Consider the following 24,451-nt stretch of genomic DNA (forward strand, 5'->3'; position numbering starts at 1 on the left):
TGATCGAGAGCCCTCATGCAGGGCAGCGGAGCTATTGCGACCCCGTCGATGCGGAGGCTAAAGAGGCGCCGCGGGCGAAAGATCGAGCACGGATCGGGTGAAGCAGACCTTGGGAACAGGATGAGGGATCAGGAGATTTTGGTCACGGGCGCCGCCGATTTCATCGGCTTGATGCCCGCCGATGACCCGGCTGCCGCAAATGCGCCGTCTAAGGTCTACAATGTCGGCAACCACCATCCGGAAGAGCTGATGCATGTCGTCGGATTCTGGAGCAGGGGCTGGGTCGGACGGCGATCAAAGAATTGCTGCCGAGAGACCTTTTGGAAACGTTCGCGGATGTCGAGGATCTGATGCGCGACACCGGCTTTGCACCGTCAACGCCGATCGCACACGGAATTCGTAATTTTGTCACCTGGTATCGGAACGAGTTCAAGGTTTGAAATGACGATGGACAAACGCATTATCCCCCTGATCATGTGCGGCGGTGCCGGAACGCGGCTGTGGCCGGCTTCGCGCGAGGTGCGCCCCAAGCAGTTCCTGCCGCTGTTCGGCACCCGCTCGACCTTCCAGGACACGCTGTTGCGCGTCTCGGAGGTCTCGCTGTTCGATCGCCCGATCGTCATCACCAATGCTTCCTATCGCTTCATGGTGCTTGAGCAGCTCGCCGAGATCGGCATCGAGGCCGACGTGATCCTGGAGCCGATGCGGCGCGATTCCGGGCCTGCGATCGCCGCCGGCGCGGTGTTCGCGCAGAGCCGCGCCAGTGAGGCGATCGTGCTCGCGCTCGCCGCCGACCACGTGGTGCAGGACAATGCGGCGTTCGTCGCCGCGTGCCGCCAGGGCCTCACCGCCGCGAGCGCCGGGCGCATCGTCACGTTCGGCGTCAAGCCGGAGCGGCCGGCGACCGAATACGGCTATATCAGCCCAGGCGAGGTCATCTCCGGCGAGGTGCACGCGGTCGCGCGCTTCGTCGAGAAGCCGGATGCGGTGAAGGCCGCCGATTACGTCAATTCCGGCTATCTCTGGAACAGCGGCAATTTCATGTTCCCCGCCACTGTGTTGCTCGACGAATACCGCAAGGTCGATGCAGCGAGCGTAGAGGCGATTTCCAATGCTGTTAGCAATGCCGGCCGCGATCTCGGCTTCGTGACGCTGGAGCCCGAGGCGTTCGGCGCGGCCAAGGCGATCTCGATCGACTATGCGGTGATGGAGAAGACCGCGCGCGCCGCGGTGGTGCCGGTGTCCTGCGGCTGGTCCGATGTCGGCTCCTGGCACGCGGTGTGGGGATTGTCGGACAAGGACGCGCAAGGCAATGCTTCGCATGGCGCCGCCGTGTTCGAGGATTCCCGCAACTGCAACGTCACCACCGATGCCGCGCTGGTCGCGCTCGAAGGCGTCGACGATCTCATCGTGGTTGCGACTGCCGATGCGGTTCTGGTCTCGCGCCAAAAAGATGCCAACGGGCTCAAGCGGCTGGTCACAAAACTCAAGGCGGTCGCACCGAAGGTCACCGAGGAGCATCTCAAGGTGCATCGGCCCTGGGGCAGCTACCAATCGGTCGACAATGGCGAGCGCCACCAGGTCAAGCGCATCGTGGTCAAGCCCGGCGGGCGTCTGTCGCTGCAGAAGCACCATCATCGCGCCGAGCACTGGATCGTGGTCCGCGGCACCGCCCGCGTCACCGTCAACGAGACCGTCAAAAGCGTGCACGAGAACGAGTCGATCTACATTCCGATGGGCGCGGTGCACCGGATGGAGAACCCCGGTAAAATCATGCTGGAGCTGATCGAGGTCCAGACTGGAAGCTATCTCGGGGAAGACGACATCATCCGGATTGAAGACGACTATCAAAGGTCGTAACCAGCACACTCCGAATCACGCGATCCGGGCCAAAAGAGTGGTGTCTTTCAGAGGCTTAAGGCCCGGGAAACGTGTAACTTTTTGAATCAAATCGTGTCCGGACCGCTAGCTCCCCATTCGCCACAAATGTGGCGTCCGTGCTAGAAGCGCCCCGGGGATTTGCGTTGAATCGGGGTTTGCTCAAATGAGTTCCACAGGATCGGCACCGGCAAAGGCCGGCTTGCGCGTCGGCGTCATTGGCGCCGGCGTGATGGGCAGCAACCACGCGCGCGTGCTCGCGGGTCTTCCCGGCGTCAACCTCGTCGGCGTCGTCGATCCTTCGCCGGCACATCGCACCCGGGCGATGGAGCTTGCCAATTGCGCGAGCTTCGAGACGCTCGACCAGCTGCTGGCCGAAGGCGTCGATGCCGTCACCATCGCGGCGCCGACCCATCTGCATCACGAGGTCTCGCTCGCCTGCATCGCCAAGAACATCCACGTGATGGTCGAGAAGCCGATTGCGTCCACGGTCGCGGAAGGCCGCGAGATCGTCACGGCTGCGCAAAAGGCCGGCGTGACGCTGATGGTCGGCCATGTCGAGCGCTTCAATCCGGCGGTCGCCGCCGTCAAGCAGGCGATCGCGGGCGAGGATATTCTGTCGATCGCGATCACGCGCGTCGGCCCGTTTCCGCCGCGCATGTCCAATGTCGGCGTCGTCATCGATCTCGCCGTGCACGACATCGATCTGATCCGCTGGTTCACCGAGTCCGACATCGTCGAGGTGCAGCCGCAATTGTCGAGTGCGGTCGCCGAGCGCGAGGACATCGCGCTCTTGCAGTTCCGCACCGCCAACGGCGTGCTCGCGCACATCAACACCAACTGGCTGACGCCGTTCAAGGCGCGTAGCGTCACGGTCGCGACCCGCGGCAAATACGTGATGGGCGATCTCTTGACGCGCCAGGTCACCGAATGTTTCGGCTTCAAGCCTGACGGCAGCTATTCGATGCGGCATCTTCCGGTCGGCCATGACGAGCCGCTCCGCGCCGAGCTGATCGCGTTCCTCAAGGCCGTGCGCAACGGCGAGACGCCGGCGGTCACCGGCGACGAAGGTGTCGCCAGCCTCGAGATCGCGACGCAGTGCCTGGAAACGCCGTCGCGGCCCGCGGCCACGTCGTCGGCCCGCAAGGGTCCGCGCCGCGTTGCCGGTTGAACTCTTTCCATGTCGACTAGCCAAGAAGGCGCCATGAACCAGCATCTGCGTTCCGAACCCATTCCCTTCATCGACGTCGCCTCGCAGCGCCGTCGGCTCGGCGACTCGCTCGATGCTGCCGTGAAGCGGGTTCTCGACCATTGTCAGTTCGTCAACGGCCCTGAAGTCGCCGAGCTCGAGAAGCAGCTTGCGGCATATTGCGGCGCCAAGCATGTGATCGGCTGCGCCAGCGGCACCGATGCGATCCTGATGGTGATGATGGCGAAGAATGTTGGGCCCGGCGACGCCGTGCTGTGTCCGTCCTTCACCTTCATCGCGACGGCTTCGCCGGTGGCGCGGACCGGCGCGACGCCGGTTTATGTCGACGTTGACGAAGCCACCTCCAACATGAGCCCGGAATCGCTCAAGCGCGGCATCGCGACCGCCCGCAAGGCCGGCCTCAAGCCGGTCGCGATCATTCCGGTCGATTTGTTCGGCCAGCCGGCCGATCACGATGCCATCGCCGAGATCGCCAAGGCTGATGGCCTGTTCGTGCTCGACGACGCAGCGCAGGGTTTTGGCGCGAGCTACAAGGGCCGCAAGCTCGGCACGTTGGCACTCGCCACCGCGACCAGCTTCTTTCCCGCAAAACCGCTCGGCTGCTTCGGCGACGGCGGCGCGATCTTTACCGATGACGACGAGCTCGCGGCGACGCTGCGCAGCATCCGCGTGCACGGGCAGGGCGTGGACAAATACGACAACGTCCGCCTCGGCCTGACCGGCCGGCTCGATACCATGCAGGCCGCGATCCTGATCGAGAAGCTGAAGATCTTCGACGACGAGATCGCCGCCCGCAACAAGGTCGCCGAGCGCTACGCGCGCGGTCTCAGCAATGTGGTCACCGTGCCGCGCGTTGCTCCCGGCAACACCTCGGTCTGGGCGCAGTACACGATCCGCCTCCCTGAGGGCACCGACCGCGACGGCTTTGCCGCCGCGCTGAAGGCCCAGGGCGTGCCGACGGCGATCTATTACGGCAAGTCGATGCATCAGCAGACGGCCTACAAGCAGTACCCGGTGGCCGAGGGCGGCCTGCCGGGCTGCGAGAGCCTGTCGCAGGACGTCATCAGCCTGCCGATGCACGCCTACCTGACCGAAGCCGATCAGGAGCGAATCATCGCGGCCGTGCGCGGCGCGCTTTCAACCTGAATTCGCCGTTTTGCTGCGCGAGCTCTTCCTTTAGAAGGGAACGATGCTCGGACGTATCTTCACGGTTGGTGGTTACACGCTGCTCTCGCGGCTGACGGGATTTGCCCGCGACATCATGCTTGCGGCGATTCTCGGCGCCGGCCCCGTGGCCGACGCCTTTTTCGTGGCGCTGCGGCTGCCCAACCATTTCCGTGCGATCTTTGCCGAGGGCGCCTTCAACGCGGCCTGGGTGCCGGCCTATGCGCACGTCCATGGCGAACGCGGGGAGGGGGCGGCAAGATTGTTCGCCGACCGCATCTTCACGCTGCTGCTGGCCTCGCAGGTGGTGCTGCTGATCGTCGCCTGGCTGTTCATGCCGCAAGCCATGAGCCTTCTGGCCCCCGGCTTTTCCGAGGACGCCGAGCAGCGCAAGCTCGCGATCGAGCTGACCCGGATCACCTTTCCCTATCTGCTGCTGATCACGCTGGTGACGCTCTATGGCGGCATGCTCAACGTGATGCAGCGCTTCGCGAGCGCCGCAGCCGCGTCGATCTTCCTCAACGTCTCGATGATGATGACGCTGGCGCTTGCCGCCTGGTTTCCCAGCGCGGGCCACGCCGCCGCCTGGGGCGTCCTGATCTCCGGCTTTTTGCAGTATTTCTTGCTCGCCGGCGATCTCGCCCGCCACGGCGGCCTGCCGCGCTTTGCGCCACTCAAGCTCGACGAAGACGTCCGCGCATTCTTTAGGGCACTCGGGCCTGCGACGCTGGGCTCGATGGGCACGCAGCTGGCGCTGTTTGCCGACACCATCATCGCGACCTTCCTGCCTGCGGGCGCGCTGTCGGCGCTGTATTACGCCGACCGCCTCAACCAGCTCCCGATCGGCGTGATCGGCATTGCCATCGGCACGGTGCTGCTGCCGGAGATGTCGCGGCGGATCACGGCCAACGACCATGACGGCGCGATGAAGGCGCAGCGCCGCGCCTTCGATTTCACGCTGTTGTTCTCGGTGCCGTTCGTCGCCGCCTTCCTCACTGTGCCCGACGCGATCATGCGCGCGCTGTTCGCCCGCGGGGCGTTCTCGAAAGCCGATGCCGCCGCCGCCGGCGCCACGCTCGCGGCCTATGCCATCGGCCTGATCCCCTTCGTGTTGATCCGCAGCGCGGTCGCGACCTTCTATGCGCGCAAGGACACGGCAACGCCGGTTCGCGCCTCCCTGACCGGCATCGCGGTCAACGTCGCGCTCAAGGTCGCCTTGATGGGATCGTTGGCCCAGATCGGGCTTGCGCTGGCCACTGCCGTCGGCGTGTGGACCAACCTGCTGCTGGTGCTGTTCTTCGCGGTGCGGCGAGGCTTTCTCGTGCCGGACCGCGCCTGGCTGTTGTCGCTCGCCAAATTCCTGCTGACCGGGATCATCCTGGCGGCAGCCTTCTGGCTCATCGCGCGCTTTGGCGGTCCTTCGTTGGGGGCGATGCCCTTCCGGGACGAATTGACGCTGCTTCTGCTGGCCGTCGGGGGCACGATCGTCTATGCGCTCGCCATCCTCGCCCTGTTCGGCCGCCGCTGGCTGGTCTCGCTGGTGCGGGGCTAGCTTTTTCATATTTTCAACGCATTGACGGCTCGACCTTGTCGGCATGGGCCAGTCTCGATCGTCCTTGGATCGACACATCTCGGAAGTGCGGCGGATGGACCCCGCACAATTGACGTGATGCCGTCACCTTGAGCCGGCAAAAATCGAACCAGGAGCACTGTTTATGAGGATCACCGTCGAAACCAACGTAGCAGCCCCCATCGATCAGGTCTGGCGCGCTTATACGACGCCGGCCGACATCATGAAGTGGAACGCCGCGTCCGACGACTGGCATACGACCAAGGCGACCGTCGACCTGCGAGAAGGCGGTGTCTTCTCATCGCGCATGGAGGCCAAGGACGGCAGCATGGGCTTTGACTTCGCCGGTACCTACACGAAAATCATCGAGCATAAGCGGATCGAATACGCGTTCGGCGAGCGAAAAGCCGAAGTCGAGTTTGTGCCCGGCCCAAAGGGCATTCTCGTCCGCGTGGTCTTCGATGGCGAATCGACGCATTCGGTCGAGCAGCAGCAAGGCGGTTGGCAGGCAATCCTCGACAACTTCGCACGATACGTAGAAGCGAAGCAGACGAAGTCCTGAGGGCGTGTGTAGGGCAAGAAAGCGCCAGGGTAAGGGACTCGCCTCCAGGATGCAGCGAACCTCTACACATCTCTTGATTTTGCGCGATTGCTGTGGTAATCGCAGCGCATGATCAAATCGTCGCGCAAACTCAACCGCAACCACATGACCCGCTTCGGCTGGGCCGTGGAAGGAGTCGTGCGCTAGGAATTCGACGACGACATCTTTTCACCAGGCCCCGCCGGCATCGGACGGGGCCTTTTGTTTGGCCACGCTTCCTGCCGGCACAACAGCAGGAGCGTCCGATGCCACCCCAACAGACGAACATGACATCCGAGACCGAGAGGCTCCCTCTCGAACTTGCCTCGACGTGGAGCATCCCAGGCTTGCTCGCGCAATACTGGCGTGCGCTCCAGGACTGGCGCTGGCGGCAGGGTCCACACCTCGCCTTGCAGGACCTGAGTGACAGGGAGCTGATGGATATCGGCATAACGCGTGGCGAGGTCGACTACATCTCGCCGGAACGGGCTATCGATAGGCTGAGGGATCACGCCAGAGATCTATGGAGCCGCGGGGGGATCTAACTGATGAGCCATCCGAAGCGGAGATGCGCTTTGTGAGCAAGCAGCCGTCGGCACGGCTGCTTGTTCTCAGGCGTGCACTGCGGGCGGGTTCGGCACCATGCCATCAAGCGGACCGATCCTCACAGCGAAATGACCGAGCTGCGGCACTCCCGTTCCATCCTGCTCTGACAGGTGAGGGCGCTGGACGGTTTTCGCATGGCTAAACCCGTTTGCCTTGCCAGTTTTTCCACGGCAATATGCCGGCAAAACAACCATGAGAAACGGGACGAGAAAATGGCGGCTCCCATCAAGTTCGGCGTTGGCCAAAGCGTATTGCGCAAGGAGGATGACGCGCTCATCCGCGGCAAGGGCCGCTATACCGACGATTACGCGCCGCAGGCCGCTTTGCGCTGCCTGATGCTGCGCTCGCCGCATGCGCATGCCAAATACACCATCGATGCGAGCCGTGCCCGCACTCTCCCCGGCGTCGCGCTGATCCTGACCGCCGATGACGTTGGGGATCTTGGCAATCTGCCCTGCCTGTTCAATCTCGAGACAGATCCCTTCACCGGGCCGCCTTACCCGATCCTCGCCAAGGACGAGGTACGCCATGTCGGCGATTCCATCGCCTTCGTGGTCGCCGAGACCGTCGACCAGGCCCGCGACGCGATCGAGGCGATCGAGGTCAAATGGAGCCCGCTGCCAGCGGTGACCGGCGTCGTCAACGCCGTGAAGAAGGGCGCAGCCTTGGTCTGGCCGGACAAGCCCGGCAACGTGCTGTTCGACGTCTCGATCGGTGACAAGAAAGCGACCGAAGCTGCCTTTGCCAAAGCGCATGCGGTGGCCGAGATCTCGATCGTCAATCCGCGCGTCGTCGCGAACTTCATGGAAACGCGCGCGGCCGTGTGCGAATACGACGCCAAGCGCGACCATCTGACGCTGACGGTCGGCAGCCAGGGCAGCCATCGCCTGCGCGACATCCTCTGCCAGAACGTGCTCAACATTCCGACCGACAAGATGCGGGTGATCTGCCCCGACGTCGGCGGCGGCTTCGGCACAAAGCTGTTTCCCTATCGGGAATACGCCCTCCTGGCGGTCGCCGCGCGAAAGCTGAAGAAGGCGGTGAAATGGGCGGCCGACCGCACCGAGCACTTTATGGGCGACGCGCAGGGCCGCGACAACGTCACCACCGCGAAGATGGCGCTGGCCGAGGACGGCAAGTTCCTCGCGATGGATTGCGACCTGATGGGCGACATGGGCGCCTATCTGTCGACCTTCGGGCCCTATATCCCGCATGGCGGCGCCGGCATGCTGCCGGGCCTCTACGACATCCAGGCGTTCCACTGCCGGGTGCGCACCATCTTCACCAACAGCGTGCCGGTCGATGCCTATCGCGGCGCCGGGCGGCCCGAAGCGGCTTACGTTATCGAACGTCTCGTGGACGCCTGCGCGCGAAAACTCGACATGACGGTGGATGCCATCCGCCGCAAGAATTTCATTCAGCCGAAAGCGCTGCCCTACAAGACCGCGACCGGCAAGGTTTACGATTCCGGCGACTTCGCCGCGCATCTGAAGCGCGCGATGGAGATCGCCGAGTGGAAAGAGTTTGGCAAGCGCGCCAAGGCGGCCAAGAAGAATGGCCTGATCCGCGGCATCGGACTTGCGAGCTATGTCGAGGTCTGCGGCACCATGGGCGAGGAGACCGCCAATGTGCGGATGGACCCCAATGGCGATATCACGGTCCTGATCGGGACCCAGTCGAGCGGGCAGGGCCACCAGACGGCCTATGCGCAGATCGTTGCCGAGCAGTTCGGCGTGGCGCCCGAGCGCGTGCACGTCCACCAGGGCGACACCGACATGATCGCCACGGGCCTCGGCACCGGCGGCTCGGCTTCGATCCCGTCGGGCGGTGTCAGCGTCGAGCGCGCGACCCGCGAACTCGGGCAGAAGCTGAAGGAAATCGCGGCCCAGGCGCTGGAAGCCAGCGCCGGCGACCTCGAGATCACCGACGGCATCGTGCGCATCGCCGGCACCGACCGTTCGATTTCGTTCGCCGATCTCGCCAAGCGACCCGGCGCGGATCCGTCGAAGCTCAATGCGAGCGCGACCTTTGCCAGCGCCGACGGCACCTATCCGAACGGTACCCATGTCGCGGAGGTCGAGATCGATCCGGCCACCGGCATCATCAAAATCGTCAACTACGTGATCGTCGATGATTTCGGCATGACGCTCAATCCGCTGCTGCTGGCCGGCCAGGTCCATGGCGGCGCCATGCAGGGCATCGGCCAGGCGTTGATGGAGCAGGTGGTCTATGGCGCGGGCGACGGCCAGCTCGTCACCGCGACCTTCATGGACTACGCGTTGCCGCGCGCGGCGGACGGGCCGGACTTTGTGTTCGAGACCGCCAACGTTCCCTGCAAGACCAATCCGCTGGGGGTCAAGGGCGCGGGCGAGGCCGGCGCGATCGGGTCCTGCCCGGCCGTCGTCAACGCCATCGTCGACGGGCTCTGGCGCGAGTACAAGATCGACCACATCGACATGCCGGCGACCCCGGAGCGGGTGTGGATCGCCGTCAACGAGCACCATCGCCGTCACAACCTGTGACAATCTTCCACGGGAATGAAGTCTGCCGAGCGGTGTTGGCCCCATTGAGGGGTCAGCACGATCGTGCAGCACGGCGATCCTGCATCAAGGCAATCCTGCATCAAGGAAAGGGACTTTGCGAATGAAGCGAGTGTTGGTTGTTGGGGGCGCGCTCCTGCTCGGTATGGGCGCGGTTTGGGCACAACAGGACTCCGTCAAGGAGGTCCAGACCCTGATGAAGGGCAATGGCAAGAACGCCGGCGCAGTGGCAGCGATGGTCAAGGGCGAGAAGCCCTACGACCAGGCCACGGTGGACAGCGCGCTGGCGCAGTTCGAGGATACCGCCAAGAAGCTGCCGAACCTGTTTCCGGCGAGCGCCAAGGGCATGAAGCCCGAGGGCGACTACAGCGCCTCGCCGAAGGTGTGGGAGGACAAGGCCGGCTTCGATGCCAAGGTCGCGAGCTTCGCCAAGGTCGTCGGCGAGGCCAAGGGCAAGATCAAGGATTTGGACTCGCTCAAGGCGAATTTCCCCGCGGTCGGCAAGGAATGCGGCGGCTGCCACGAGACGTTTCGTGTGAAGAACGGCTGACGGAAGAAAAAGATTCGTAGCCCGGATTGCGCTGCGCTCCATCCGGCTACTGAGAATCGGGAAAAAGCGGTTGCGACAGCAGCCGCTTTTTTCATGTTGGCGCGCAGCACTGGAAATTCTGTCCGCAAGGCCTGACGGATCGCTGCCGGAGCAGCTATCTTGGCTCCAGCCGCCGCGGCATTGGCGTGAGCTTTTGACGCCGACGCATCTTGCTCCTGACCGCGTTGCGACATCAGGAGTTCCAACCCGCGGCGAGCAGCTCAATCAGCAACAGCGAGACAAGCCATGGTCAAACCGTTCCCGTCGAAGACGCACATCGGCAACCATATGCTGCATCCGGAAACGCTGATGCTGACCTATGGCTATGATCCGCAATTGTCGGAAGGCGCCGTCAAGCCTCCGGTGTTCCTGACCTCGACCTTCGTGTTCAAGACGGCCGAGGACGGGCAGGACTTCTTCGATTTCGTCTCCGGCCGGCGCGAGCCGCCGGAAGGGATGGGCGCGGGCCTGGTCTATTCACGCTTCAATCACCCCAACAGCGAAATCGTCGAGGACAGGCTCGCGATCTACGAGCGCACCGAGAGCTGCGCGCTGTTCTCGTCGGGCATGGCGGCCATCGCGACCACGATCCTGGCGTTCGTCCGCCCCGGCGATGTCATTCTGCACTCCCAGCCGCTCTATGGCGGCACGGAAACCCTGCTGACGAATACGCTTGCGCGTCTGTCGATCGGCGCCGTCGGCTTCGCCGATGGCGTTGACGAAGCCGTGGTCAGCCAGGCCGCGGAGGAGGCCATGCGCAAGGGCCGCGTCTCGATGATCCTGATCGAAACCCCGGCCAACCCGACCAACGGGCTGGTCGATGTCGCGATGATGCGGCGCGTCGCCGAGACCATCGGAAAGACCCAAGGCCACGTTCCGATCATCGCCTGCGACAATACGCTGCTCGGGCCGGTGTTTCAGCGGCCGATCGAGCACGGCGCCGATATTTCCCTGTACTCGCTCACGAAATATGTCGGCGGTCATTCAGACCTGATCGCGGGTGCCGCGCTCGGCGCGAAGGCGGTCGTGAAAGGCATCAAGGCGCTGCGGGGCGCCATCGGCACCCAGCTCGATCCGCATTCCTGCTGGATGATCAACCGGTCGCTCGAGACGCTGAGCCTGCGCATGGAAAAGGCCGATGCGAATGCGCGCCTCGTGGCGGACTATCTGCGCGATCATCCCAAAGTGGCCAAGGTGCACTATCTCGGTCATCACGAGGCGGCGTCGCCGGACGGACTTGTGTTCGCCCGGCAATGCACAGGGGCGGGATCCACGTTCTCGTTCGACATCGTCGGCGGCAAGGCCGCGGCCATGAAATTCCTCAACGCGCTGCAGATCCTCAAGCTGGCGGTGAGCCTCGGTGGAACGGAGTCGCTTGCGAGCCTGCCTGCCACCATGACCCACTCCGGCGTTCCCGCCGACATCCGCCGGAAGATCGGCGTGCTCGATTCCACGATCCGGCTGTCGATCGGCATCGAACACCCGTCGGATTTGATCGCCGACCTCGCGCAGGCGCTGAACGCGGCCGAACCTGAGGTGTGACGCCCGCGCCAGCGCTACGGGAATCGAAAAGGGCGGCTGCGATGGCAGCCGCCCTTTTTTGCTGGTCTGTGCGAAGTTTACTTCGTCACCTGACCGCGGATCTCGCCGCCCGGATTGGCCGCGGTGTGGATGTTGACGTAGAGCTTGCCGCCGAGCAGATCGGCGGCCTGCGCGTCGGTCAATGTCGCCGAGCCCTCGACCGGGCTGGACGTCGCATTCGGAATCGCGACCGCGACGCCGGCGTTCTTGCCGGCCTCGGCGGGTCCGTGGAAATGCGCGGCGGTGGCGGGGCCGGACAGGCCGGAATAGGTGACCTTCCAGGACAGCTTCTTGCTGGCGGCGTCGTAATCCAGATCGGCCGTTCCGGTGCCGCTGCTGGTCGTTGCGGGGACCTCGGACTTGGCGTCGAGCGTTGCTTTCAGCTTTTCGGCGCTGGCCGAACCCGCAAAAGCAACGGCGCCAAGCACTGACATGGCAATGACGATCTTGTTCATGATTTTTCTCCCTGCTGAACCCGTTTGGGCCGCCAAACTTCCAACAGCCGGCATTTCAGTTTATTCCCGTTTCTGGCCGCGGTGGGCTAAATTCTTCGTGGCTGGAGCCGCGAGGACATCGGTCATAAGCTTCGCCGCGACGACGAAAGGACCGCATGTTGCGACGAACAATCTCTGTGGTGCTGCTTGCCGCACTCGCCGCAGCCGGCGTCTATTGGTGGCTCAGCGCGCCGGTGGTGGCGGCCGCCGGCACCGCGCCCGCCCGCGCCCCTGATCTTGCCAATGGCCAGGCGATGTTCAACGCCGGCGGCTGCGCCTCATGCCATGCCGTCCCCGACCAGCCCGATCGTTTCAGGCTCGGCGGCGGCGTCGCGATCAAGTCGCCGTTCGGAACGTTCTATGCGCCGAACATCTCCTCCGATCCGACCGACGGCATCGGCAAATGGAGCGAGGCCGAATTCGTCAATGCTGTGATGCACGGGGTCTCCCCGGACGGGCAGCATTACTTTCCGGCCTTTCCCTACACGTCCTATCAGCACGGCAGGCGCGAGGACGTGCTCGATCTCTTTGCGTACCTGAAAACGCTGCCGGCCGTTGCAGGCAAGGTGCGCGACCACGACGTGCGCTTTCCGTTCAACATCCGGCGCAACGTAGGCATCTGGAAATTCTTATTTCTGGACGGCAAACCCTTCGTCGCCGACAGCGCGAAGTCGCCGCAGTGGAATCGCGGCGCCTATCTCGTCAACAGTTTTGGCCATTGCGCGGAATGCCACAGCCCGCGCAACGCGCTTGGCGGCATCATCGCCGGACAACGCTTCGCCGGAGGGCCCAATCCGGAAGGCGAGGGGTGGGTCCCCAACATCACCCAGAAGGGCCTCGGCGAGTGGAGCGCGAAGGATATTGCGTATTTCCTGAAGACCGGCGAATTGCCCGACGGCGACAGCGTCGGGGGCGCGATGACGCGGGTGATCAAGAACACCTCGCAATTGCCGGACGACGATCTCGCGGCGATGGCGGACTATCTCAAATCGCTGCTGCCGGTGGACGGTCCGCCGCGCCCCAAGCGCAAGGAGGGCGACGCCTGATCAGGCCCGCCCTTTTCCGGACGGTCAACTCGCGCCAAACGCCTTGAAGGTGATGATGGTGAGGGTGTCCTGGATGCCGGGCAGCACCTGAACCTTCTCGTTGACGAAGTGGCCGATATCGGTGTCGTTGTCGACGTAGAACTTCACCAGCAGGTCGTATTGACCGGCCGTGGAATAGATCTCGGAGGCGATCTCGGCTTCGGCAAGCGCATTGGCGACTACATAGGATTGGCCGAGCTTGCATTTGATCTGGACGAAAAAGGGAACCATCGCGGTCACTCCGAAAGCATATCTAGCGGCTAATAGGCCAAACCCGGCCGAATTTAGCAAGCGAACTTGCTGGGCCGGGGGAGGCGCGCTAGGACGGTCCATGGCTTCGAAAATGCTGAAGATCGCCCCATGACAACGCCCGTCGCGCTGACCATTGCCGGCTCCGATTCGAGCGGCGGCGCCGGCATCCAGGCCGACCTGAAGACCTTTGCTGCGCTGGGCGTTTTTGGCGCGTCCGCCATCACGGCGCTGACGGCGCAGAACACCCGCGGCGTCACCGGCATTCACGCGGTGCCCGCCGAATTCGTCACCGCGCAGATCGATGCGGTGTTTTCCGATCTCGAGGTCGGCGCGGTCAAGATCGGGATGGTGGCGCAAGCCGCCAGCATCGATGCGATCGCGGCCGCGCTGTCGCGCTGGGCGCCCCGGCATATCGTGCTCGATCCCGTGATGGTGGCGACATCGGGTGATCGCCTGCTCGCCTCCGAAGCGGTCGACGCCCTGCGCATCAAGCTGATGCCGCTGGCCTCGGTGATCACACCCAATCTGCCCGAGGCCGCGGCTCTGCTCAGCGAACCGGTCGCGGCCAGCGAGGCCGAAATCGAGAGCCAGGGGCGCCGGCTGCTGGCGCTCGGCTGCAGGGCGGTCCTGATCAAGGGCGGGCACGGCGAGGGCGCCGAGAGCATCGACTATCTCGTCGATGCCAGCACCACGATCGCGCTGGCCGCGCCGCGCGTTGCCACTCGCAACACCCATGGCACCGGCTGCTCGCTGTCCTCGGCGGTCGCCGCCGGGCTCGCCAGGGGCGAGGATCTCGAGCGCGCCGTGCGCAACGCCAAGGCCTGGATCAGCGCGGCGATCGCGGCCGCCGACCGCTTCAGCGTCGGCCACGGCCACGGCCCGATCCATCATTTCCACAAATTCTACTGACGCCGCTCGCGAGCGCGCCGCAGCTCCGGGTTCTTGCGGAGGGCGCTGCGACGCCATGTCGCCTGATTGTCGCATGCGACTGATATTCGCGGGGTGGGCGAGGCAAGCGCGATTCGGTTCCGAAGGTGCCTCAAAGGTTCGATTGGTCATCCCCCTGTCACGGGACATTGTTACAGGCTGGCGCATGGGAAGTTACGATGTGAGTGACGAGAGCCCCGAGCGGCGCTTTCGCACGTTGTTCATCTCCGACGTTCATCTCGGAGCCCGCGGTTCTCAAGCCGACCTTCTGCTCGATTTCCTGCGTTTCCATGATGCCGACACGATCTATCTCGTCGGCGATATCGTCGACGGCTGGGCGCTGAAATCGAGCTGGCATTGGCCGCAATCGCATAACGATCTCGTCCAGAAGCTTCTGCGCAAGGCGCGCAAGGGCGCCAAGGTCATCTACATCCCCGGCAATCACGACGAGTTCCTGCGCAACTATTACGGCACGCATTTCGGCGGCATCGACGTGGTCGAGAACACCGTCCACACCGGCGCGGACGGCAAGCGCTATCTCGTCATCCACGGCGACATCTTCGACCTCGTGGTGCAGAACGCCCGCTGGCTCGCTCATCTCGGCGACAAGGCCTACGACTTCGCGATCCAGCTCAATCGCTTCGTCAACTTCTTCCGGCGCATGTTCAAGGTGCCCTATTGGTCGCTGTCGCAATGGGCCAAGCAGAAGGTCAAGAACGCCGTCAACTATATCGGCGCATTCGAGCAGGCGCTCGCCGCCGAGGCGCGGCGCCACGACGCCGACGGGGTGATCTGCGGCCACATCCATTACGCGGTGATCCGCGACGAGGGCGGCATCCGCTACATGAATTGCGGCGACTGGGTCGAGAGCTGCACGGCGCTGGTCGAGCACGATGACGGCCGTTTCGAGATCATCACCTGGGCGGACCAGGCCGAGAAGCCGGCGCAGGTCCCGCAGGTTGCAGCCAGAGCTGCATGACAAAGGCAGCCTGATGCGCATCCTGGTCGCGACCGACGCCTGGCACCCGCAAGTCAACGGTGTGGTTCGGACGCTGACGAAACTTGCTGACGGTGCCAAAAGCCTCGAAGTCGAATTCTCGTACCTGACACCGCAATCGTTCCGCACCTTTGCGATGCCGAGCTATCGTGACGTGCGGCTCGCGATGCCGCGGCCGGGCAGAATCGCGAAGCTGATCGAAGAGGCGCACCCCGACAGCATCCACATCGCGACGGAGGGGCCGATCGGCCTGATGGTCCGCCGCTATTGCCGCCAGCGCAAGCTACCCTTCACGACCAGCTTCCACACCCGCTTTCCCGAATATGTCCGCGCCCGCGTGCCGGTGCCGGGCTCGCTGATCTGGCGGGCGCTGCGCCGATTCCACAGCCCCAGCCGCGCCGTGATGGCGGCAACGCCGGCGCTTGCCTGCGAGCTGACCGAGCGCGGCTTCGACAATGTCGTGCTGTGGCCTCGCGGCGTCGACACCCATTTGTTCCATCCCCGTGCGATTGATCTCTGCCTGCCGGCGCCGGTGTTCCTCTCGGTGGGCCGCGTCGCGGTGGAGAAGAATCTCGAGGCCTTCCTCGACCTCGACCTGCCCGGCACCAAGGTGATCGTCGGCGACGGTCCGGCGCGTGTCGCGCTGGAGCAGGCCTATCCGGACGCGATCTTCCTCGGCGAAAAGCACGGCGAGGAACTGGCGGACATTTACGCTGCCGCCGATGTCTTCGTGTTTCCGAGCAAAACCGACACCTTCGGCCTGGTCCTGCTCGAAGCGCTGGCGAGCGGCCTGCCCGTCGCGGCGTTTCCGGTGAAGGGGCCCCGCGGCGTGATCGGCGATGCGCCGGTCGGCGCGCTCGATCACGATCTGCGCAGCGCCTGCTTCGCCGCGCTGGACATCTCCCGGCAGGATTGCGTCGAATTCGCCTCCAACTACACCTGGGAGGCCTCGGCCCGGGCCTTTATCGACAGCATTTTGGCGGTCGGCGCGGTCCTGCCGGGCCGGAACGGGGCGGAGCCGGCGCGATTCGTCGCCTGAGAGCCCAGAATGCTCGCGCGGAGATGCCTTGCCCGCGCCTCATCCGCCGCGATAACATCAGGCATGACAGAACAGCTCCTCCCGATCGGCCCTGCCGATATCGATGCCGCAGCGCGCGTGATCGCACCCTTCGCCGTCCGTACGCCGCTGTTGTCCTTTCCCGTGCTCAACGAACGTGTCGGCGCAAAGGTCTATCTCAAACCGGAGATGCTCCAGCGCACCGGCTCGTTCAAGTTCCGCGGTGCCTTCAACAAGGTCGCCTCGATCCCGCAGCACAAGCGCGCCGGCGGCGTGGTGGCGTTCTCCTCCGGCAATCACGCCCAGGGCGTGGCGGCGGCGGCCAAGATCCTCGACATGCAGGCGACCATCGTGATGCCCGCGGATGCGCCGTTGTCGAAGCGCGAGCGCACCAAATCCTACGGTGCCGAGGTCGTGCTGTACGACCGCGACCGCGACGACCGCGAGGCGATCTCGCGCGGCATCGCCGAGAAGCGCGGCGCAACGCTGGTCAGGCCCTATGACGATCCCTTCGTGATCGCCGGCCAAGGCACCGCCGGCCGCGAGATCGCCGAGGACATGGCGGCACTTGGTCTCGCCCCTGACATCGTGGTGGCGCCGGCCTCCGGCGGTGGTCTGATCGCGGGCGTCGCGACGGCTGTGAAGGCGCGCTATCCGCTGGCGCAAATCGTCGTCGCCGAACCCGAGGCTTTCGACGATCACGGCCTGTCGCTGACCGCAGGTCATCGCGAGCCGCACGGGCCGGCAGGCCGCACTATCTGCGATGCGCTGATGGCCCTGATCCCCGGCGAGATGACGTTCGCGATCAACAGCAAGCTGCTCGCGCGCGGCGTGACCGCCTCGGACAAGGAAGTCGGCGCGGCCGTCGCGTTTGCCTATCGCGAGCTGAAGCTCGTGGTGGAGCCGGGCGGAGCGGTCGGCCTGGCCGCGCTGCTTGCGGGGCGACTCGATGTTGCCGGCAAGAACGTCGTCATCGTGCTCTCCGGCGGCAATGTCGACGCCGATCTGTTTGCCGAGCTGGTGGCCTGATAGTCCAATCTTCTGACATGAAGAAGGGCAGAGCGTCACCGCTCTGCCCTTTATCGTGTGTGGCCGACCGCGATCAGTGCATGAAGCCGCGGTGGTTGTTGCCGCCGTTACCGCCCGGGCTCTGGTTCATCGACTGCCGGAAGTTGTTGCTGCCGTTATTATTGACGAGCCGGTTGGTCGTGTTGAACTGCGGGCGGGTGTTGTTCTGCACCTGCACCTTGTTCACGGGGTTGTTGTTGATCTTCGCGCCGTTGTCGATGCGGATCGGGTTGTTCTGCGTCTGAACCTTGACGGGCTTCGTATCGATGCTCGTGCCACCCTTGCCGACATTCACCGGCATGCTCACGATCTTGCCAGGAGTGCCATTGGTCGTGCCGTTGGTCGTGCCGTTAGCAGTACCGTTCGGCGTCTTGTTGGTCGCAGGCAGCGTCACGATCTTGCCGATGCCGCCATTGTTGTTGGTGGTGTTGGTCGGCGCGGGCAGGGTGACGATCTTCCCCGGGGTCTGCGACGGCGTGCCGTTCGGCTGGTTGTTGCCCGCCGGCAGGTTGACGATCTGGCCGCCATTGCCGAGCTTGCCGATGCCGTTGTTGTCGCCCGACTTCTGCACGATCGGCAAATTGCCGTTCACTTGCGCGCCGCCATTACCCTGCTGCAGCGGCATGTATTTGGGCTGGCCGAGATTGCCGATCTTGAAGGTCGGGGCGATATTCTGCGGCGCCAGGAACTTGGTCGCCTGCATCAAGGGGATCTGCTTCGGCTGCATCTGGAGCTTCAGCGCGACCTGCGCATAGGGCGTGTTGCCGTAGCTGTCGTAGAAGTTCTTGTAGGCGACCGGCGAGTTCGCGAGCACCGTCTTGTGCCAGGCCTGCGTGAGCAGCAGGTTGTTGAGCAGCCAGCGGACGTGATCGCACAGCGGGTCGTGCGGATACATCGTGATGAACTCCTGATAGTACTCCGGGCGGGCTTCGGACACGACGTAGTCATAGGCCTGGCGGGTCGAGCGGCTCGGCAGGTTGGAGGCCATCTGCACCACAGGCGCATTCACCGGCGCGCGGTTGGCGGCAACGGCGGTGTCGCCGAAGAAGGTGAAGTCGGACGTCAGCGACGAGCTCTCCCACGGGATCTGCGCGCCGCTGGTGGTCTGGTTCACTTCGAGGCGCACGCGCTTGAACAGCTGCTCGATCGGCACGTTGGGCTCGCGCGCGACGTTCAGGAAGGCCTGCGTGTAGGGGCTGTGGCCGCCGGTGCCATCCTGCGCTTCCGCGCCCGGCGCAGTCGAGTAACCGACGATCGAACCGTTCGGGGCATCGACGATGGCCAAACCACGGCCGGCATCATTCACGTTCGGGAACGGGTTGTTGCGGCAGGCATCGAGAATGACGATGCGCATGCGGCTCGGGATCGTCTCCAGCGTCGACATCACGTCGACCAGACGGACGGAGTTGTTGACGAGCTCGGTCTGGCTCGAGACCTTAGCGTCGACGGGAACGAGGTAATTCTCGCCGGCGAGCTGCACGCCGTGACCGGCGTAGTAGACCATCGCCACCGTGTTCGGACCGCGCGCCGACACTTTGGCGGAGAAGTCCTGCACCACGCGAAGCATGTCGTTCTGGGTCAGGTCGGTCGCGGCGACCACTTCGAACCCGGCCGAATTCAGGAATTTCGCCATGGACTCCGCGTCATTGTCGGGATTGGCGAGCTGCGGCGCGTTCTGGTAGTTCGAATTGCCGATCACCAGCGCCACGCGCTGTTCCGGGCCTTGCAGCGCGGTGGGGGCCGGCTCGACCGGGGCGACTTGCGCGGAAACAGGGCCGCAGGCGAAGCCGAACAGGCTTCCCAGCAGGCTGGCCGTCATCAGGAAAGGTTTTAGGCGGAACATGGCGTGCTCCTTTGGCACTGATCTCGATACGAGATTGGTTGCCCGGGAGCTTGGCCGCGTTCGAGTTTGAGGTCCGTGATCGCCATCACCATGGTAGGCTGCGTGATCTGAATCACGCTTGGAACCCGCCGGGGTGGGTGCACGATGGGAGGACAGTCCGTCACATGCTGAAATCGATCGATCCGATCCTCACGCCCGACCTGCTCTGGCTGCTGGCTTCGATGGGCCATGGCGACGACCTCGTTTTCGTCGATGCCAACCACCCGGCGGCACGCATCGCGCAGAGCACGCACTCGCGGCGCCTGATCCGGTTGCCGGGCATGAGCATGGAGACCGCGATCCGCGCCATCATGTCGGTCTATCCGCTCGACGATTTCGATCCCGATCCGGTGCGCGTGATGATGCCGGTCGACGATCCCGATCGCGTCCCCGACGTGCAGCGCGCGGTGCTCGCCGAGATCGAACGCGCCGCCGGCCGGCCGGTCACGCCCGGAAAACTCTCCCGGCCGGATTTTTATCGCGCGGCGGCGGCGAGCTTTGGCGTCGTGCAGGTCGGCGACAGCAGCAGTTACGGATGCTTCCTGATCAGGAAAGGTGTGATCAGCTAGAAGCGCACGATCGAACGATGCGAGACTGCGTCACGCGTGCTCGAACGGTCCGACCTCGCGGATCACCTTGCAGATCTGCAGGAAGCCGCTGGCGTAGAACTCGGCATGTCCCCGCTTCATCGTCTCGACATGTTCGGGGTGGGTGCGCCAGGCTTCGAGCGCTTCCTCCGAGGCAAAACGGAACACGGTGAGCTCCTCGCCGTCGTCGGCTTTGAACGACTTGACCGACAGAAAGCCGGGAAGACGGCTGACGATGTCGTACATGCGCTCGCCGAGTCGGTCGTGTTCGTCGACAGAGGCGCCGTCACGCAATTGCAGATCGCCAATGACAATCACTTCACCAATCATGTTTCCTTGACCCTCGGTGGTGGATTTCCGTTCTCGATCTCTTCGGTTTCGGGATGGGCTTTGTTACATCGCCCACCCGAATTTGAATGGCCTGCCGGCATCCGACTGTTTATGGTCGGTCCATGTCGCGCCTTATGTGTCTATCTGTCGCTATTGTCCTGTCGCTGCTGCCGGCTGTCGCGCCGGCCGCTTCGATCCAAAAGCGTCCCAAGCAAGCCTGGCATGGCTATGGCTTCCTGCCCGGCTATCGCCAGCCGCTGAGCAACAGCATTCCGCTCTACAAGCAGAAGGAAGCGATGCGGCGGATGTCGCCCAGCGACCGACGCCATTGGTACATCGATCCGGTCCCGCAATATTACGGCTGGGATGGTGAGTGGCGCTATTTCGGCCGGCCCGGCTTCGGCGGCGGCCGCTACAATGGCGGCAGTTTTGGGCCATGCTGGACGCGGACGCCGATCGGTGCGGTGTGGAATTGCGGATGATGGGCTGAGCGCGCGGCGGCTAGGGGAAGCTACGGACGACCTCGATCAGGCCGACGATTGCGGCATTGAAGGCATCCATGTCTTCGGCCGGAATCCAGTACTCCAGATGTGAGCGGCCGCCCGCCTCCTGCACGTCGTACTTCGCGATAAAGCTGCGCTCGACAGCAAAGCGCGTCACGAAGCCCGCGCCGCTCGCTGGCACATTCCAGTCGCGCGCGATCTTGATGGCGTAGTCTTCCGTCAAGACTGGATAGAAGATCGGCTGGTCGGGCAAGCGCGGCGGAAACGCGCGCATGCCCGTTTGCTGGATCAGTTCCAGCTCTTTCGGACCGACGGGACGCCAGAGGGTGAGGGTGTCTGCGGTTGAGGAGATGGTTGCCCCCTTACGAGAAGAACGCGATCTTCTCGGCCTGGGTCATGCGGCGGATGGGCGCCATGGGGTCGTTTGCGGCGGCGCGGGGTTTTTGCAGGATGCCGCTGGCGAGGATGGTGGCGCCGAGCGAGGCTTCCGGAACCGGCGAGGGCATCGGCAGCGTCGTGGCCTGCGCCGCGCCGAATGTCGCGGTGGCGGCCATCACCGGCGCCGACTGCTCCATCACTTCGGCGGCGGCTTCCGCAATGGCGTTGGTGAGGCGCGCCAGCGATTCCATCGCGATCGGCGCTTCCTCTACAGGCTCCTCCACGATCGCTGCGGCGGCGACTGGCTCGGGTGCGATCGGCTCCGGTATCTCGGCTGCGATGGGCGCTGCGGCCTCCGCAACGACCGGCTCCGGAACCGTCGCTTCCATCTCGACCGGTTCGATGATCTCGTCGAATTCCGGATCTGGCGCGGCCATCTCCAGCGCGATGGCCTCGAGGATGGCTTCATCCTCGGCTTCGGCGGCGGCCTCGGGCGAAAATTCGTCCGTCACTTCCGCGAAGGCCTCAGTGGCCGGCTCTTCAAAAGCGATGTCTTCAGGCGCGATCCGGCTCTCGGCGAGGGGCGCCTGCTCCAGGGCGGCGTCCGTCGCCTGCTCGGCAACAGAGAAGGCCTCGGCGACGACGTCGACCGTCTCCACGGCTGCTTCGGGCTCGATCGCCTCTGCGATGTCCTGCGGCGCCTCCGTAAAAGCCACGGCTGCTTCGCTGGCCATCGCCGCAGGCACGGCCTCCGCAGGCGGAGCTTCCGCAGCGGGCGAGGGTGCATCCTGCACCGGAGTCGGCGAGGGGCGCGCCGCCTGCGGCGTTGCGTCAGCGTCGGTCTGGTCGATCCGGTCCTTGAGCAGATCGAATGCGGCCTTGAGGTCGGCGCGGGGGTCGATGGTCGAAACCTGCGCGCAGGCCGCCTCGATGGAGGCGAGCTGCGAATCAATCAGGTCGCAGATTCGCCCGTCGGCGCCGATCTCGCGCCAGCGCCAGGAGATCTCCTTGATGATGCGCAGGCCGCGCGGGATCGGCGCGAGGCTCGCCTCGATCGCCCCGGGATCGAACGCCGCGATCGCGATCGTCTCGGCTTCGCGGATCGCGTGCCGGATCGCGACCAGCGCCTCGGGCAGCCGATCCTCGACGACGGGTTGGCGCTGTGCCGCAAGGGTTTCTTCGATTTTCGCGACCGCGTCGAGCACCATGCGGGTATCCGCATTGCGGTTTCGCTTGGCATATTCGCCAAGGAACCAGCGGCCGCGCGCGGTCTCCATGAAGGCTTCGCGGATCGCGTCGTAATCCTGCTCGTTCGGCTCGGCCGCACGGGCAGACATAGGCGAGAGGGCGAATGCTTCGTTGGCCATGTCAATCTCGTCGCGCAAATCAGTACGCGTTACTGTAACGATCACCACGATATCGGCCGAATCGCAATTGGTTTGATGGCAAGCGAATCACAAATCCCCATCGCAGCATCTCGGAAGCGGCGATTCGCCGTCAGCCTCGCGCTGTTCTATTCGGCGGTGTTCGCGGTGTCGGGAACGCATCTGCCGTTCTTTCCCGTATGGCTGAAGGCGATCGGTATCGACGCGGCCTGGATCGGCCTCATCAACGCTCTGCCGGCGATGACGCGCTTCACCACGCTGCCGCAGATCACCGCCTTTGCCGAAAAGCGACATGCCATTCGCGCCGGCATGATGGTGTCCGTGCTGGCCACGGCGATCGGGTTCACGGCGGTCGGCTTGCAGCAGCAGCCGCTGGCGCTGTTCCTGATCTATGCGCTGACCTGCATGATGTGGACGCCGACCATGCCGCTGACCGACGCCTATGCGCTGCGTGGCGTCGCCCGCTACGGGCTCGATTACGGGCCGGTGCGGCTGTGGGGCTCGGCAGCCTTCGCCGCCGGCTCGCTCGCCTGCGGCTATCTCGTGGACCACATCGCGGCGCGCGATCTGATCTGGATCATCGTCGCCTGGGCTGTTGTTGCGGTCGCCGCCGGCATGCTGCTGCAGCCGCTCGACGATGTCAGGCGAAGAACGACAGTGGCGCATGCCGGCAAGGCGCTGCTGCGCGACTCGGGCTTCTGGGCCATCATCGTTTCGGCCGCGCTGATCCAGGGCAGTCATGTCGCGTATTATACGTTCTCGGCCATCAACTGGCAGGCCCAGGGCCTCGGCGGGCTGACGATCGCGGGCCTCTGGACGTTGGGGGTGATCGCCGAGATCATCGTGTTCGCGCTGTCGCCGCGCTTCTCGCTGCATCCGTCCGCGCTCATGGCGATCGGAGGCGCGAGCGCGGTCGTGCGCTGGGTCGTCACCGCGCATGATCCGCCGCTTGAGCTGCTGGCGGTCGTGCAACTCGGCCACGGCCTGACCTTCGGGATGACCATTCTCGGCACGATGAGCCTGTTGGTGCAGCGCGTGCCGTCGCATCAGATCGCGCGGGGGCAGGGCTATTACGCCGCGTGCAACGGGCTGCTGGGTGCGACCACCTCGATTGTGTCAGGCGCGATCTACGCCCGCATTGGCGACGGCCTCTATTACGTCATGGCGGCGATGGCCGCCGGCGGCGCGCTTCTGATCTGGTCGGCGCGACACCGGCTGAAAGCTCAGCCCCAGAGCGACGAGTCCGGCGGATAGACCAGGCTGTCATCATAACGCAGGCCATGATCGCGGTCGTGCGCCAGCAGCAGCGGGCCGTCGAGATCGACGAAGCGCGCTTGCGGCGTCACCAGCATCGCAGGCGCCATCGACAGCGAGGTCGCGACCATGCAGCCGATCATGATCTCGAAGCCGAGCGCCTGAGCGGCATCGGCCATCGCCAGCGCTTCGGTGAGGCCGCCGGTCTTGTCGAGCTTGATGTTCACGGCGTCGTAGCGCTCGCGCAAGGCTGCGAGCGAGTTGCGGTCGTGCACGCTTTCGTCGGCGCAGACCACGAGCGGCCGCTTGATCCGCGCCAGCGCGTCGTCTTTGCCGGCGGGTAACGGTTGCTCGACCAGGGTGACGCCGACGGCCTCGCAGGCGGCAAGATTGTGCTCCAGATTGGCCTCGGTCCAGGCCTCGTTGGCATCCACGATCAACTCGGATTCGGGCGCCGCCTCGCGCACCGCCGTGATCCGCTCCGGATCGCCGTCGCCGCCGAGCTTGATCTTGAGCAGCGGCCGGTGCGCCGCT

Annotated in this window: 25 protein-coding genes and 1 pseudogene; 18 read left to right on the forward strand and 8 right to left on the reverse strand. The window is 64.6% G+C overall.

Going from position 1 to position 24,451, the window contains the following annotated elements; all coding sequences use genetic code 11:
• Positions 1-57: 57 nt before the first annotated feature.
• Entirely contained in the window at positions 58-255 is a 198-nt protein-coding gene (locus tag IVB47_RS07260) for a hypothetical protein (protein ID WP_247460807.1), read from the reverse strand.
• Between IVB47_RS07260 and IVB47_RS07265 the strand changes: the two are divergent.
• From IVB47_RS07265 to IVB47_RS07310, 10 genes and pseudogenes are all read left to right on the forward strand, one after another.
• A pseudogene (locus IVB47_RS07265) lies at positions 175-440 on the forward strand (UDP-glucuronate 5-epimerase); the annotation flags it as partial. The gene IVB47_RS07260 and the pseudogene IVB47_RS07265 overlap by 81 nt on opposite strands.
• A 7-nt stretch (positions 441-447) precedes the next feature.
• Complete coding sequence (locus IVB47_RS07270) at positions 448-1,860, forward strand: mannose-1-phosphate guanylyltransferase/mannose-6-phosphate isomerase (protein ID WP_247460741.1); 1,413 nt, start codon at positions 448-450, stop codon at positions 1,858-1,860.
• Positions 1,861-2,044: 184 nt separating this feature from the next.
• Positions 2,045-3,049 carry a Gfo/Idh/MocA family oxidoreductase gene (locus IVB47_RS07275; RefSeq protein WP_247287417.1) on the forward strand — a complete coding sequence of 335 codons (1,005 nt, stop codon included), beginning with the start codon at positions 2,045-2,047 and terminating at the stop codon, positions 3,047-3,049.
• A 33-nt stretch (positions 3,050-3,082) separates the two neighbouring features.
• Positions 3,083-4,234 (forward strand): DegT/DnrJ/EryC1/StrS family aminotransferase, encoded by a 1,152-nt coding sequence (locus tag IVB47_RS07280; RefSeq protein WP_247460744.1) that lies wholly within the window; start codon positions 3,083-3,085, stop codon positions 4,232-4,234.
• 43 nt (positions 4,235-4,277) lie between these two features.
• Positions 4,278-5,804 (forward strand): murein biosynthesis integral membrane protein MurJ, encoded by a 1,527-nt coding sequence (gene murJ / locus IVB47_RS07285; protein WP_247362641.1) that lies wholly within the window; start codon positions 4,278-4,280, stop codon positions 5,802-5,804.
• A gap of 163 nt (positions 5,805-5,967) precedes the next feature.
• Positions 5,968-6,384: an SRPBCC family protein gene (locus IVB47_RS07290; RefSeq protein WP_247287415.1), complete on the forward strand. Its 417-nt coding sequence runs from the start codon at positions 5,968-5,970 to the stop codon at positions 6,382-6,384.
• A gap of 305 nt (positions 6,385-6,689) precedes the next feature.
• Positions 6,690-6,947, forward strand: a complete 258-nt coding sequence (locus tag IVB47_RS07295; RefSeq protein ID WP_247460805.1) for a DUF1127 domain-containing protein — start codon at positions 6,690-6,692, stop codon at positions 6,945-6,947.
• A 273-nt stretch (positions 6,948-7,220) separates the two neighbouring features.
• On the forward strand, positions 7,221-9,530 hold the full coding sequence (locus tag IVB47_RS07300) for a xanthine dehydrogenase family protein molybdopterin-binding subunit (protein ID WP_247460746.1): 2,310 nt from the start codon (positions 7,221-7,223) through the stop codon (positions 9,528-9,530).
• Between the two features lie 121 nt (positions 9,531-9,651).
• The gene (locus IVB47_RS07305; protein WP_007602016.1) at positions 9,652-10,098 is read left to right on the forward strand and encodes a cytochrome c; all 447 of its coding nucleotides are present in this window, start codon (positions 9,652-9,654) and stop codon (positions 10,096-10,098) included.
• 285 nt (positions 10,099-10,383) lie between these two features.
• Entirely contained in the window at positions 10,384-11,679 is a 1,296-nt protein-coding gene (locus tag IVB47_RS07310) for a cystathionine gamma-synthase family protein (protein WP_247460749.1), read from the forward strand.
• A gap of 77 nt (positions 11,680-11,756) precedes the next feature.
• On the opposite strand, the gene IVB47_RS07315 is transcribed toward IVB47_RS07310, so the two are convergent.
• Entirely contained in the window at positions 11,757-12,173 is a 417-nt protein-coding gene (locus IVB47_RS07315) for a CHRD domain-containing protein (RefSeq protein ID WP_027566840.1), read from the reverse strand.
• A 155-nt stretch (positions 12,174-12,328) separates the two neighbouring features.
• Between IVB47_RS07315 and IVB47_RS07320 the strand changes: the two genes are divergently transcribed.
• Positions 12,329-13,258, forward strand: a complete 930-nt coding sequence (locus IVB47_RS07320) for a cytochrome c (protein ID WP_247460751.1) — start codon at positions 12,329-12,331, stop codon at positions 13,256-13,258.
• Positions 13,259-13,282: 24 nt separating this feature from the next.
• On the opposite strand, the gene IVB47_RS07325 is transcribed toward IVB47_RS07320, so the two are convergent.
• A complete protein-coding gene (locus IVB47_RS07325; protein WP_007602021.1) occupies positions 13,283-13,528 on the reverse strand; it encodes an Lrp/AsnC family transcriptional regulator in 246 nt (81 codons plus the stop codon).
• Positions 13,529-13,657: 129 nt separating this feature from the next.
• On the opposite strand from IVB47_RS07325, the gene thiD reads away from it, so the two are divergent.
• The 4 genes from thiD (at position 13,658) to IVB47_RS07345 (ending at position 17,559) form a co-directional block, all read left to right on the forward strand.
• Positions 13,658-14,458: a bifunctional hydroxymethylpyrimidine kinase/phosphomethylpyrimidine kinase gene (gene thiD, locus IVB47_RS07330; RefSeq protein WP_247460752.1), complete on the forward strand. Its 801-nt coding sequence runs from the start codon at positions 13,658-13,660 to the stop codon at positions 14,456-14,458.
• Positions 14,459-14,642: 184 nt separating this feature from the next.
• Positions 14,643-15,455, forward strand: coding sequence for a UDP-2,3-diacylglucosamine diphosphatase (locus IVB47_RS07335; protein WP_247287409.1), 813 nt, complete (start codon positions 14,643-14,645; stop codon positions 15,453-15,455).
• Between the two features lie 13 nt (positions 15,456-15,468).
• Entirely contained in the window at positions 15,469-16,512 is a 1,044-nt protein-coding gene (locus IVB47_RS07340; RefSeq protein ID WP_247460755.1) for a glycosyltransferase family 1 protein, read from the forward strand.
• Positions 16,513-16,575: 63 nt separating this feature from the next.
• Complete coding sequence (locus tag IVB47_RS07345) at positions 16,576-17,559, forward strand: threonine/serine dehydratase (RefSeq protein ID WP_027566844.1); 984 nt, start codon at positions 16,576-16,578, stop codon at positions 17,557-17,559.
• Between the two features lie 73 nt (positions 17,560-17,632).
• Here IVB47_RS07345 and IVB47_RS07350 read toward each other — a convergent pair whose 3' ends face one another.
• Complete coding sequence (locus IVB47_RS07350; RefSeq protein ID WP_247460757.1) at positions 17,633-19,441, reverse strand: caspase family protein; 1,809 nt, start codon at positions 19,439-19,441, stop codon at positions 17,633-17,635.
• Positions 19,442-19,605: 164 nt separating this feature from the next.
• Here IVB47_RS07350 and IVB47_RS07355 point away from each other — a divergent pair, with 164 nt between their 5' ends.
• Entirely contained in the window at positions 19,606-20,049 is a 444-nt protein-coding gene (locus tag IVB47_RS07355) for an RbsD/FucU domain-containing protein (protein ID WP_247460760.1), read from the forward strand.
• Positions 20,050-20,079: 30 nt separating this feature from the next.
• Here the strand turns inward: IVB47_RS07355 and IVB47_RS07360 are convergent, their stop codons facing one another.
• On the reverse strand, positions 20,080-20,397 hold the full coding sequence (locus IVB47_RS07360; RefSeq protein WP_027566847.1) for an antibiotic biosynthesis monooxygenase: 318 nt from the start codon (positions 20,395-20,397) through the stop codon (positions 20,080-20,082).
• Positions 20,398-20,519: 122 nt separating this feature from the next.
• On the opposite strand from IVB47_RS07360, the gene IVB47_RS07365 reads away from it, so the two are divergent.
• On the forward strand, positions 20,520-20,879 hold the full coding sequence (locus IVB47_RS07365) for a hypothetical protein (protein WP_007612410.1): 360 nt from the start codon (positions 20,520-20,522) through the stop codon (positions 20,877-20,879).
• Positions 20,880-20,898: 19 nt separating this feature from the next.
• On the opposite strand, the gene IVB47_RS07370 is transcribed toward IVB47_RS07365, so the two are convergent.
• Positions 20,899-21,192, reverse strand: coding sequence for a hypothetical protein (locus IVB47_RS07370; protein WP_197031122.1), 294 nt, complete (start codon positions 21,190-21,192; stop codon positions 20,899-20,901).
• A gap of 70 nt (positions 21,193-21,262) precedes the next feature.
• On the reverse strand, positions 21,263-22,645 hold the full coding sequence (locus IVB47_RS07375; protein WP_247460762.1) for a hypothetical protein: 1,383 nt from the start codon (positions 22,643-22,645) through the stop codon (positions 21,263-21,265).
• 75 nt (positions 22,646-22,720) lie between these two features.
• Here IVB47_RS07375 and IVB47_RS07380 point away from each other — a divergent pair, with 75 nt between their 5' ends.
• Positions 22,721-23,917, forward strand: coding sequence for an MFS transporter (locus tag IVB47_RS07380; RefSeq protein WP_247460764.1), 1,197 nt, complete (start codon positions 22,721-22,723; stop codon positions 23,915-23,917).
• Here IVB47_RS07380 and IVB47_RS07385 read toward each other — a convergent pair.
• Positions 23,887-24,451 (reverse strand): enolase C-terminal domain-like protein (locus IVB47_RS07385; RefSeq protein WP_276576860.1); only part of this gene is annotated, 565 nt, incomplete at its 5' end. The two genes, IVB47_RS07380 and IVB47_RS07385, sit on opposite strands and share 31 nt — an antisense overlap.

The sequence above is a fragment of the Bradyrhizobium sp. 62 genome, from assembly GCF_023073035.1.
In the GTDB taxonomy this organism is placed as follows: Bacteria; Pseudomonadota; Alphaproteobacteria; order Rhizobiales; family Xanthobacteraceae; genus Bradyrhizobium.

Bases quoted from the DNA above. Each gene is read 5' to 3' on its own strand.
- IVB47_RS07270 (WP_247460741.1), top strand. From the start codon at position 448: ATGGACAAACGCATTATCCCCCTGATCATGTGCGGCGGTGCCGGAACG.
- IVB47_RS07335 (WP_247287409.1), top strand. From the start codon at position 14,643: ATGGGAAGTTACGATGTGAGTGACGAGAGCCCCGAGCGGCGCTTTCGC.
- IVB47_RS07360 (WP_027566847.1), bottom strand. From the start codon at position 20,397: ATGATTGGTGAAGTGATTGTCATTGGCGATCTGCAATTGCGTGACGGC.
- IVB47_RS07280 (WP_247460744.1), top strand. From the start codon at position 3,083: ATGAACCAGCATCTGCGTTCCGAACCCATTCCCTTCATCGACGTCGCC.
- IVB47_RS07295 (WP_247460805.1), top strand. From the start codon at position 6,690: ATGACATCCGAGACCGAGAGGCTCCCTCTCGAACTTGCCTCGACGTGG.
- IVB47_RS07355 (WP_247460760.1), top strand. From the start codon at position 19,606: ATGCTGAAATCGATCGATCCGATCCTCACGCCCGACCTGCTCTGGCTG.
- IVB47_RS07340 (WP_247460755.1), top strand. From the start codon at position 15,469: ATGCGCATCCTGGTCGCGACCGACGCCTGGCACCCGCAAGTCAACGGT.
- IVB47_RS07320 (WP_247460751.1), top strand. From the start codon at position 12,329: ATGTTGCGACGAACAATCTCTGTGGTGCTGCTTGCCGCACTCGCCGCA.
- IVB47_RS07380 (WP_247460764.1), top strand. From the start codon at position 22,721: ATGGCAAGCGAATCACAAATCCCCATCGCAGCATCTCGGAAGCGGCGA.
- IVB47_RS07310 (WP_247460749.1), top strand. From the start codon at position 10,384: ATGGTCAAACCGTTCCCGTCGAAGACGCACATCGGCAACCATATGCTG.
- IVB47_RS07350 (WP_247460757.1), bottom strand. From the start codon at position 19,441: ATGTTCCGCCTAAAACCTTTCCTGATGACGGCCAGCCTGCTGGGAAGC.
- IVB47_RS07365 (WP_007612410.1), top strand. From the start codon at position 20,520: ATGTCGCGCCTTATGTGTCTATCTGTCGCTATTGTCCTGTCGCTGCTG.
- thiD (WP_247460752.1), top strand. From the start codon at position 13,658: ATGACAACGCCCGTCGCGCTGACCATTGCCGGCTCCGATTCGAGCGGC.
- IVB47_RS07325 (WP_007602021.1), bottom strand. From the start codon at position 13,528: ATGGTTCCCTTTTTCGTCCAGATCAAATGCAAGCTCGGCCAATCCTAT.
- IVB47_RS07315 (WP_027566840.1), bottom strand. From the start codon at position 12,173: ATGAACAAGATCGTCATTGCCATGTCAGTGCTTGGCGCCGTTGCTTTT.
- IVB47_RS07275 (WP_247287417.1), top strand. From the start codon at position 2,045: ATGAGTTCCACAGGATCGGCACCGGCAAAGGCCGGCTTGCGCGTCGGC.
- IVB47_RS07305 (WP_007602016.1), top strand. From the start codon at position 9,652: ATGAAGCGAGTGTTGGTTGTTGGGGGCGCGCTCCTGCTCGGTATGGGC.
- IVB47_RS07290 (WP_247287415.1), top strand. From the start codon at position 5,968: ATGAGGATCACCGTCGAAACCAACGTAGCAGCCCCCATCGATCAGGTC.
- IVB47_RS07375 (WP_247460762.1), bottom strand. From the start codon at position 22,645: ATGGCCAACGAAGCATTCGCCCTCTCGCCTATGTCTGCCCGTGCGGCC.
- IVB47_RS07345 (WP_027566844.1), top strand. From the start codon at position 16,576: ATGACAGAACAGCTCCTCCCGATCGGCCCTGCCGATATCGATGCCGCA.
- murJ (WP_247362641.1), top strand. From the start codon at position 4,278: ATGCTCGGACGTATCTTCACGGTTGGTGGTTACACGCTGCTCTCGCGG.
- IVB47_RS07300 (WP_247460746.1), top strand. From the start codon at position 7,221: ATGGCGGCTCCCATCAAGTTCGGCGTTGGCCAAAGCGTATTGCGCAAG.
- IVB47_RS07260 (WP_247460807.1), bottom strand. From the start codon at position 255: ATGCATCAGCTCTTCCGGATGGTGGTTGCCGACATTGTAGACCTTAGA.